The organism is Kitasatospora sp. NEAU-CNBT7 (assembly GCF_057220535.1).
Genome location: NZ_JBXQQB010000020.1, coordinates 150,799 through 160,318 on the forward strand (window position 1 = coordinate 150,799; position 9,520 = coordinate 160,318).

The 9,520-nt window shown below is 75.2% G+C and carries 8 protein-coding genes and 1 pseudogene; 4 read left to right on the forward strand and 5 right to left on the reverse strand.

Annotation, left to right across the window (positions count from 1 at the left end; all coding sequences use genetic code 11):
* Positions 1 to 7 precede the first annotated feature (7 nt).
* Complete coding sequence (locus AC2TEW_RS24815; RefSeq protein WP_484625556.1) at positions 8 to 1,066, forward strand: ABC transporter substrate-binding protein; 1,059 nt, start codon at positions 8 to 10, stop codon at positions 1,064 to 1,066.
* Positions 1,067 to 1,162: 96 nt separating this feature from the next.
* Here AC2TEW_RS24815 and AC2TEW_RS24820 read toward each other — a convergent pair whose 3' ends face one another.
* The gene (locus AC2TEW_RS24820; protein ID WP_484625557.1) at positions 1,163 to 2,983 is read right to left on the reverse strand and encodes a hypothetical protein; all 1,821 of its coding nucleotides are present in this window, start codon (positions 2,981 to 2,983) and stop codon (positions 1,163 to 1,165) included.
* Positions 2,980 to 3,708: an ABC transporter ATP-binding protein gene (locus tag AC2TEW_RS24825; RefSeq protein WP_484625558.1), complete on the reverse strand. Its 729-nt coding sequence runs from the start codon at positions 3,706 to 3,708 to the stop codon at positions 2,980 to 2,982. Before AC2TEW_RS24825 ends, AC2TEW_RS24820 begins: the two co-directional genes overlap by 4 nt.
* Before the next feature lie 242 nt (positions 3,709 to 3,950).
* Here AC2TEW_RS24825 and AC2TEW_RS24830 point away from each other — a divergent pair, with 242 nt between their 5' ends.
* Complete coding sequence (locus AC2TEW_RS24830) at positions 3,951 to 4,424, forward strand: cysteine/serine endopeptidase inhibitor (RefSeq protein WP_484625559.1); 474 nt, start codon at positions 3,951 to 3,953, stop codon at positions 4,422 to 4,424.
* 21 nt (positions 4,425 to 4,445) lie between these two features.
* Here the strand turns inward: AC2TEW_RS24830 and AC2TEW_RS24835 are convergent, their stop codons facing one another.
* Positions 4,446 to 5,366, reverse strand: a complete 921-nt coding sequence (locus tag AC2TEW_RS24835; protein ID WP_484625560.1) for a WD40 repeat domain-containing protein — start codon at positions 5,364 to 5,366, stop codon at positions 4,446 to 4,448.
* A 149-nt stretch (positions 5,367 to 5,515) separates the two neighbouring features.
* Complete coding sequence (locus tag AC2TEW_RS24840) at positions 5,516 to 6,565, reverse strand: NAD(P)-dependent alcohol dehydrogenase (protein ID WP_484625561.1); 1,050 nt, start codon at positions 6,563 to 6,565, stop codon at positions 5,516 to 5,518.
* A 99-nt stretch (positions 6,566 to 6,664) separates the two neighbouring features.
* Here AC2TEW_RS24840 and AC2TEW_RS24845 point away from each other — a divergent pair, with 99 nt between their 5' ends.
* The gene (locus tag AC2TEW_RS24845; RefSeq protein ID WP_484625562.1) at positions 6,665 to 7,552 is read left to right on the forward strand and encodes a helix-turn-helix domain-containing protein; all 888 of its coding nucleotides are present in this window, start codon (positions 6,665 to 6,667) and stop codon (positions 7,550 to 7,552) included.
* 18 nt (positions 7,553 to 7,570) lie between these two features.
* Here the strand turns inward: AC2TEW_RS24845 and AC2TEW_RS24850 are convergent, their stop codons facing one another.
* Positions 7,571 to 8,611 (reverse strand): NADPH:quinone reductase, encoded by a 1,041-nt coding sequence (locus AC2TEW_RS24850; RefSeq protein ID WP_484625563.1) that lies wholly within the window; start codon positions 8,609 to 8,611, stop codon positions 7,571 to 7,573.
* Between the two features lie 558 nt (positions 8,612 to 9,169).
* On the opposite strand from AC2TEW_RS24850, the pseudogene AC2TEW_RS24855 reads away from it, so the two are divergent.
* Positions 9,170 to 9,493: pseudogene (locus tag AC2TEW_RS24855) on the forward strand (transglycosylase family protein); the annotation flags it as partial.
* Between the last annotated feature and the right edge of the window lie 27 nt (positions 9,494 to 9,520).

Sequence of the window (9,520 nt, forward strand, 5' to 3'; positions counted from 1 at the left end):
ACCCCCCATGCGCCGCACCCTCGCAGCCGCCGCCGTCGCCGCGCTGCTCCTTCCCCTGGCCGCCTGCGCCGACGACGCCGCCACCTCGCACACCGGAGCCGCCCCCGCGGGCCCCGTCGTCGCGGGACCCAAGGTCAAGATCATGGTCGGCGGCCTGGACAAGGTGATCTACCTGCCCGCGATGCTCACCCAGCGGCTCGGCTTCTTCGCCGAGGCCGGGGTCAACGTCGAGCTGATGAGCGAACCGGCCGGCGTCAACGCCACCACCGCGCTGCTCGCCGGGGACGTCCAGGGCGCCGTCGGCTTCTACGACCACACCATCGACCTCCAGGCCAAGGGCAAGCACGTCGAGTCGGTTGTGCAGTTCGCCCAGGCCCCCGGCGAGGTCGAGGTGGTGTCGGCGAAGCAGGCCGGCGCGATCCGCACCGGCGCCGACTTCAAGGGCAAGAAGCTCGGCGTCACCAGCATCGGCTCCTCCACCGACTTCCTCACCAAGTACCTGGCCGTCAAGAACGGCGTCAACGTCAGCGAGTTCAGCCCGATCGCGGTCGGCGCCGGCCAGACCTTCATCGCCGCCATGCAGCAGGGCAGCATCGACGCCGGGATGACCACCGACCCCACGGTCGCCGCCATCCTGTCCCAGCAGATCGGCACCGTGCTCTACGACATGCGCACCCCGGAGGGCTCGCGCGCCGCACTCGGCGGCCTGTACCCGTCCTCGTCGCTCTACATGAACAGCGACTGGGTCGAGAAGAACAAGGACACCACCCAGAAGCTGGCCAACGCCTTCGTCAAGACCCTCAGGTGGATGTCCACCCACTCGCCCGCCGAGATCGCCGCCCAGATGCCCGCCGACTACGCGCAGGGCGGCGCCGCCGGGTACGCCGACGCGATCAAGGCCACCCTCCCGATGTTCACCACCGACGGCGTGATGCCCGCCGAGGGGCCGAAGACGGTGCTGGCCGTGCTCGCCGCCTTCCACCCCGACGTCAAGGGCAAGGAAGGCTCGGTCGACCTCGCGAAGACCTACACCACCGAGTTCGTCACCAAGGCCGCGACCGGCTGACCCGCTGACCGGCTGACCGGCTGACCGGCCCGGCCCGGTGCCCGGCCCGCCCGCCGGCCGTCCGCAGCACGCGGACGGCCGGCGGGACCGGTCCGGTCAGGCCCGGGGGGCGGCGCGCAACTGCCCGGCCCGCTGGCGGGCCCACCCCAGCAGCACCGCCGCGCACACCGCGCTCCACGCCGCCGCGCCCAGCACCGACAGGCCCGACCCCTCCGCGAGCGCCTTGCCGAACGGCGCCGCCAGCACCACCACGGCCGCCGCCGGGCCCGCCGCGTACCAGGCGAGGAACAGCACCGGGCCGCCGCCGCCCGAACCCGGCGTCCGGGAGGCGCCGCCGTACATCAGGTCCCGGCGCACGAAACCCCGGCAGGCGTTCACCAGCCCCGCCCCGACCAGCGCCGGAACGGCCACCGGTACCAGCCACACCCGCGCCCCCGCCCCGGCGGCCACCGCGGCGCCCGCCCCGGCCAGGCCCGCCAGCACCCCGAGCACCGTCGGCACCACCGCGTGCCGCAGCATCAGCCCGGCCACCGGGTAAGGGGACCAGGACGCCCGGCGGACGTCGTCCGTCTCGATCCGGGCCGGCTCCAGCAGCTGCGCCACCGCCAGGTAGCCGAACACCAGCGCCAGCGCCGTGCCGCCCCAGCGGGCCAGGCCCGTCGCCGACGGCACCAGGGCGGCGCAGCCCACGGCGGGCGCCGTCAGAAGCACCGCCCGGCCCGGCCGGGCCGGGGAGCGCAGCAGCGCCAGGGCGTCCCGCCACGGCACGGCCAGCCAGGGCGCCCGCGGTGCGGGCAGCCGCAGCCGCATCACCGCGGACGGCGCGGACCCGGAGACCGCCAGCCGCGCGGCGCGCAGCTCCACCGTCCGCAGCGCCGCCAGCACCCCGGCCGCGGTCCTGGCCCGCTCACGCAGCCGGCCCACCGGGACGTTGCCGCAGGCGCGGTCGGCGAAAACCACGCACACCGCGGTGACGGCCACCAGCAGCCCGGCCGCGGCCCAGGCACCGGCCCGGGCCGCCGGGGTCGGCGCGAGCGCCGCCAGGCCCGCCCAGCCCCACGGCCCCGACCACAGCTCGCCGCGCTCCAGCCAGCCGATCCGCTGTCCGCGGGCGGCCAGCACGCTCTGCGCCGTCAGCAGCAGCACCAGCACCGTCACGTACGGGGTGAGCCGGCGGACGGCGGCGGCCACCCGGTCGTCCAGCTCCACCGCGAGGCCCAGGCAGGTGGCGAGCAGCGGCACGCACACCCCGCCCAGCAGGCACCAGCCGAACGCGGCCGGCAGCCCCGCCCGTACGGTCAGCGCGAGCACCACCATCGCGCCGGCCGCCGCCAGCACCCCGGGGACGGTCGCGAGCCCGGCGGACAGCCAGAACCACGGCCGCAGCACCCGGCGCGGGCGCAGCGGGTGGGCCAGCAGCCAGTCCGTCGCCGCCCGGGGCGGCACCACCGGGCCCCGCCACAGCCCGTCGCGGGCCGCCAGCAGCAGGGTGGCCAGCGAGAGCGCGGCGATGCCGCTCGGCAGGGCGGCCAGGATCGCCGGGCCGTGGGCGGTGTAGTCGGCGCCCATCGAGGACTGCAGCAGCAGCCCGAAGCTGGGCGTGACCCCCCACACCACCAGCACCAGTAGGGCGCAGTAGACGGCGAAGCCGATCTGCCGGGCCCGGCCCCGGCGGTGCGGGGCGCGCATCTCCCGCAGCAGGGCCAGGGTCTCGTCGGTCCAGTCGTCGTCGGCGCTCCACGGCTCGGGCGGGCCGTCGTCCGCCGCGGCGTCGGCGGCCGGGGCATCGGTCATCGGCGCGTCGGCAATCGGCGCGTCGGTGGCCGGAGTGTGGTCGGCGGGGGTGTCGGCGGGGGGTCCGGAGTCCGGGTCGGGCAGGTCGTCGGTGGACGGCAGGGTGCCGGCGGGGCCGCTCACCGGCCACCGCCGCCCGCGCCGGTGCGCAGCGGCGCGTCCAGGACGGTCCGCGGCGGGCCTTCGGCCAGCACCTTGCCGTCCTCCAGCACCAGCACCCGGTCGGCCACCTCCAGCGCCAGGTCGGTGTGGTGGGTGACCAGCAGGACCGCGACGCCGTCGGCGAGCTCGGCCCGGAGCAGGTCCGCGAGCCGGCGGCGGGCGTCGGGGTCGAGCCGCTGCTCCGGCTCGTCCAGCAGCAGCAGGTCGCGCGGGCGGACCATGGCGCAGGCCAGCAGCAGGGCCTGCAGCTGCCCGGAGGAGAGCGCGGAGGGGAGCGCGTCCGCCCGGTCGGCCAGGTTGCGTTCGGCGAGGACGTGCTCGACCCAGCCCGGGGCGTCGGCGACGCCGTGCGCGACGGCCACCAGCAGCAGGTGCTCGCGCACCGACAGGTCGGGGTAGCAGGCGACGGTGTCGCCGACGACCGCGACCCTGGCCCGGATCCGGGGGTCGTTCTCGTCCATCGGCAGGCCGTCGAAGGTCACCTTGCCCCAGGTGGGCACCTCGCGGCCGGCCGCGATCCGCAGCAGGGTCGACTTGCCCGAGCCGTTGTGGCCGAGCAGGGCCACGCACTCGCCGGCCGCGAGGGTGAGGTCCACCGGCTGCACGACCTGCCGCGGGCCGTAGGAGTGGCTGACGCCGGACAGCTGAAGCAGGGTGCCGCGCGGCGCGGCGGTCGTCTTGGCCATGGGCGGAAAAGCCTCTCGCTGCGGTTGGTCGACCCACCCTACCCAGCCCCCGGCGAGGGTGGGGGCGACGGACCGCGAGCTGTGAGCATGACAATTGGTCAAAGGTGTGGACCACTTGTGGAAGGTGGGGTAGCGTCCGGAGGCAGGCGGGGCCTGGAGGGGTGCAACTCCACTGCTGTGGGCGGATGTTGAGGTTCCCCTTGCCCTGCGTCGTCCGGAGTTCCACCTGACCTGGAGGGGCCGTGCGCATCGTCAAGAACCTGAAGGTCCTGGCCGGAGTCCCGCTGGCCGCCGCCGCGCTCACCGTGCTCGGAGCAGGCACCGCCGCCGCGGCGATACCCGTCAACCAGCCGATGACCGGCAGCATGACCTACTACACGGACGCGGGGTTCGGCGCCTGCGGCACCCAGATCAACGCCTCCACCCAACTGCTGGTCGCCGTCTCGCACACCTGGTGGACCTCGGCCAACCCCAACAACGACCCGCTCTGCGGCGGCATCGCCGTCAAGGTCACCTACCAGGGCCGGAGCATCACCGTCCCGGTCAGGGACAAGTGCCCGTCCTGCGACGCCAAGCACATCGACCTCAGCAAGCCCGCCTTCGCCAGGCTCGCCCCGCTGGACCTCGGCGTGGTCAACGGCATCACCTGGCAGTTCGTCAGGACCACCGCCCTCGGCACCACCACACCGCTGACGGAGCCCGCGCCGATGGGGTAGCGGCCCGGCCCCTGCGGGGGCTCAGCCCGCGGCGGCCGTCAACACGTGCAGCGCGACCTCGCCGGCGAACGATCCGGTGGCGAGCAGGACACCGCCGTCCGGGTAGGCCGCGCAGGCCGCGGCCACGCCGTGGAACGACCGGCCGAGCAGTGCGCCCGTCACCGCGTGCCGCAGCCGCACCACCTCGTCGTCCCCCGAGACGACCAGCACCGGTACGCCGTCGAGGAGCACCGCGGACAGGGTGGCCACCGGACCGACGGCGACCGGGTCGCCCACGGGGAGGCGGGAGTTCAGCGCCCACCGGTGGAGGAGCTGCTCGGCGTCGACTGCGGCGACCAGCACCGTGCCGTCCGCGAGGGCCACCGTGGCCAGCAGGAAGTAGTCGGAGGACGGGGCTCCGAGCGGTGGCCCGACCGGCTCGCCGGTGAGCGCGTTCCAGCAGTCGAGCTCACCGGTGGCACCGTCGGAGATGATCAGCGGGGTCCCGTCCGGCAGCCTCACGGCGGCGGCAGCCGTGCCGCAACGGGGACCGAGCGGCGGCCCGACCGGCTCGCCGGAGACCGCGTCCCACCGGCCGAGCCCCTCGTACCCGGCGCCGGCGATCACGGCGCTCCCGTCGGGCAGCCGCAGGCCGGCCACACTCCACACCGTCTCCCCGTCCCGGGCCGGCAGCGCCCTGCCGGACCGCGCGTCCCAGCGGTCGACACCGTCCGCGGTGGCGGCCGCGACCACCCACTGCCCGTCCGCGGTGTGCACGGCGGTGAGCGCGTTGACCCCGCCCGAGCCGTCCCCGTGCCACAGCAGCTCACCGGTGGCCGTGTCCCACCGGTACACACCCCCGGGTCCGGCCGACACCAGCAGTCGCTCGCCCGCCGGTCCGGCGCCGAGCAGCACCGGGCCCGCGGTCCCGTCGTGCGCCGCCGGAATCCGGAGCACCTCCATGGCGACCCCCCCTCACTCTCTGTGCGTCGGGCCCGACCGTAGCGGCAGGCTCGGACAGTGCCGCCGGTGCCGCCGGTGCCGCCGCACGGCGCCGGGCCCCGGGCCGCTGGTGCGGTCCGGGGCCCGGGTGGGGCGGGTGGCGGGGATGCTCAGATGGTCGAGGTGTCGATGACGAAGCGGTAGCGGACGTCGCTCGCCTCGACCCGGGCGTAGGCCTCGTTGATGCGGTCGGCGGAGATCAGCTCGATCTCGGCGCCGATGCCGTGCTCGGCGCAGAAGTCGAGCATCTCCTGGGTCTCCGGGATGCCGCCGATCATCGAACCGGCCAGCGACTTGCGGCCGCCGATCAGCGCGAAGACCGAGATCGGCACCGGGTTCTCGGGCGCGCCGACCTGGACCAGCGTGCCGCCGGTCTTCAGCAGGCCGAGGTAGGCGTCCAGGTCGAGGTCGGCGGAGACGGTGTTGAGGATCAGGTCGAAGCTGCCCGCCAGCTCCCGGAAGGTGGCCGGGTCCGAGGTGGCGCGATAGTGGTCCGCGCCCAGCTTCAGGCCGTCGTCCTGCTTGCGCAGCGACTGGCTGAGCACCGTGACCTCGGCGCCCTTGGCGTGGGCGATCTTCACCCCGAGGTGGCCGAGCCCGCCGAGGCCGACCACGGCGACCTTCTTGCCGGGGCCCGCACCCCAGTGGGAGAGCGGGGAGTACAGCGTGATGCCCGCGCACAGCAGCGGGGCCGCGATGTCGAGCGGGATGGTGTCGGGGATCCGCAGGACGTAGTTCTCGTCCACCACCACGTGGGTGGAGTAGCCCCCGTAGGTCGGCTGCCCGTCGCGGCCGGTGCTGTTGTAGGTGCCGACCATGCCGGTGCCGGTGCAGTACTGCTGCTGGCCCGCCAGGCAGTTCTCGCACTCCCGGCAGGAGTCCACGAAGCAGCCCACACCGACCCGGTCGCCGACCGCGTACCGGGTGACGCCGGGACCGACCTCGGCGACCACACCGGCGATCTCGTGCCCGGGGACCATCGGGAAGGTGCCCGGACCCCAGCCGTCGTTGACCTGGTGGATGTCCGAGTGGCAGATGCCGGAGAACTTGATGTCGATCAGGATGTCGTGCGCGCCGAGGGCCCGGCGGGGGATGGTGGTCCGCTCCAGCGGGGCCTTGGGCGAAGGAGCGGCGTATGCGGCGACGGTCGTGTGCGTCATGTGCTCCAGCCTGCGGCGCGGCCGCCGCCGCAACCAGGTCCCGGGTTGTCGTACGACCGCCGTTCCTACCACTGGCGTTGTCACCCTCATACTGCCGTCATGGACCAGCGCACCGAACTGAGCGAGTTCCTCCGCTCCCGCCGCGCCCGGCTGCGGCCCGAGGACGTCGGTCTGCCCGACTACGGCGGCCGGCGCCGGGTGCCCGGCCTGCGCCGCGAGGAGCTCGCCCAGCTGGCGGGCGTCAGCACCGCGTACTACGTGCGCCTGGAACAGGGGCACGGGGAGAACGTGTCGACGGCCGTCCTGGACGGCGTCGCCAACGCGCTGCGCCTGACCACCGCCGAACGCGAGCACCTGTACCGCCTCACCAAGCCGGTCCACCGCCGCCCCCGCGGCGCCGCCCGCCCGCAGCGGGTGCGTCCCGCGTTCCAGCAGCTGCTGGACATGATGGACGGCATCCCCGCGTACGTGATCGGCCGCCGGCTCGACATCATCGCCTGGAACCGGCTCGCCTGCGCCCTGATCGGCGACTTCGGCGCCCTGCCGCCGGAGCAGCGCAACATGGCCTGGCAGGTCTTCCGGGACCCGGCCGCCCGCGAGCTGTACGACGACTGGGAGGGCAAGGCCACCGACGTCGTCGGCTTCCTGCGGCTCGACGCCGGGAGCTTCCCCGACGACCCCCGGCTGGCCGCGCTGATCGGTGAACTCTCGCTCAGGAGCGAGGACTTCCGCCGCCTGTGGGCTGCCCACGACGTCCGCGACAAGGGCCACGGGACCAAGGAACTGCACCACCCGCTGGTCGGCCGGCTGACCCTGCAGTACGAGACCCTGCGGCTGCCCGCCGACCCGGACCAGGTGCTGCTCACCTACCACGCCGAGCCGGGCTCGCCCTCGGCCGAGTCGCTGCGCCTGCTGGCCAGCTGGGCCGCCACCGAGGCGACGGAGACCGCCGCCGCGGGCGACGGGGCCCGGGCCACCGACGGGTAGCGGGCCGGTGCCGGGCTCTCAGCCCGGCAGGCCGCCGTCGGCCGGGCCGGCCACGTCGATCAGCACCTTGCCCACCGCGCCCTGTTCGACCGCGGTGTGCGCGGCGCCGGTCGCGGCCAGTGGGAAGCGGTGCAGCGGCAGGCCGGCCTGCTCGCCGACCCGCAGCGCGCCGTCCGCGACGGCGGCCCGGACCGCGGCCACCGCGTGGTCCTTGGCCGCCGCGGGCACGGTGTAGACCAGGACGCCCTGCCAGCGCAGGTTGGCCGTCATCGCCTCCCGGACCGGAAAGCCCACCGCGGGGCCGCCGTTGTCCGCGTAGAAGGCGATCACCGCGTCGGGGGCCGCGACGGCGTGGTCGAGCACGGCGTTCTGCGCGGGGGCGACCTCCACCACGAGGTCCGCGCCGCCGGGCGCCACCGACCGGATCACGGCCACGGCGTCCTGCGCCCGGTAGTCCACCACGTGGTGGGCGCCCGCCGCGTGCGCGAGCTCGGCCTTGCGCGGACCGCTGACCGTGGTGACGACGGTGGCCCCGGCCCAGACCGCGAGCTGGACGGCCGCGTTGCCCACCGCCCCCGCGCCGCCCGCGACCAGCACCGTCCGGCCCGCCAGCGCGCCCGGGGCGAGCCTGGCCGGGCCGCCCTCGGCGACGGTCAGCGTCCGGTGCGCGGTGAGCGCCGGGATGCCGAGCGAGGCACCGAGGTCGAAGGAGGCACCGGCCGGCAGCGCCACGGCCTGCCGGGCCGGGAGCACGGTGTACTCCTGCGCCGTCCCGCCCGCCCGCCGCCAGGCGGCCTCCCAGACCCACACCCGTTCGCCGACCCGGCCCGGGTCCACCCCGGGACCGACCGCGTCGATCACCCCGGCGCCGTCCTGGTTCGGGACCTGCTCGGTGACCCCGGGCGCGAGCGCACCCGAGCGGCTCTTCCAGTCGGTCGGATTGACCCCGGACACCCTGACCGCGACCCGGACCTCGCCCGGGCCGGGCTCCGGCACCGGACGCTCGACCAGACGCAGGACCTCGGGTCCGCCGGCGCTGCTGTGGACGATCGCCTTCATGGCGTCACCGTACGCCACCGTCCCGCCACGTCCGGTGCGGCGGCGCGCCCGTCGGCGACCGGCCGGCGGGCGGCGGGGACGGGCCGGCCGGGGCGGATGTGACCTGGGCCATCCGGGCGCCGCCGGCGGCGGTCCGTGCGGTCGGCGGCGCGTCGGCCCGCCGTCACGGTCCGTGCAGAATGTGCCCGGCCTCACGTGCCGATCGCGGTGACGGCGGCCACATCGGGGTGCCCGGGCGGCCGGCCCGGCCCTTCGTTCCGGGGGCCGGAACCTCGAGTTACCTCGGGTATCCGGCCTCTGACCTGCACCTGGAGGCCGTTTCCTTGAAACCTCCGGCGGGCGTCCGTAACTTCGAAATCACCGCAGCGAGCATCGCCCCCGGATTCCACCGGTGCGCAGCAGGTGCCCGCGCCACTGCGGACAGGACCTGAGAGACCGGGCCGCCACGGCCCTGCTCCCGGCTGCCTGCCCGGCACCTTCTCCGAGAGGAACCGCATGATCTTCCGTAACGAGACTTCCGCTGCCACCACCACCGCCACCAAGCGCAAGCGCGTTCGGATGGCCGTCATGGCGGGTGCGGTCATCGCCCTGCCGGTGGCCGGACTCGTCACGGCCACCGGGGCGTCCGCCGCCCCGGCCTCCACCTGGGACAAGGTCGCGCAGTGCGAGTCGACCGGCAACTGGGCGATCAACTCCGGCAACGGCTTCTACGGCGGCCTGCAGTTCACCAACAGCACCTGGGCCGCCTTCGGCGGCACCTCCTACGCCCCGCGCGCCGACCTCGCCACCAAGGCCCAGCAGATCAACGTCGCCGAGAAGGTCCTCGCCTCCCAGGGCCCCGGCGCCTGGCCGGTCTGCTCCGTCAAGGCCGGCCTCACCAAGTAAGGCCCACGCACGACGCACGTCCGG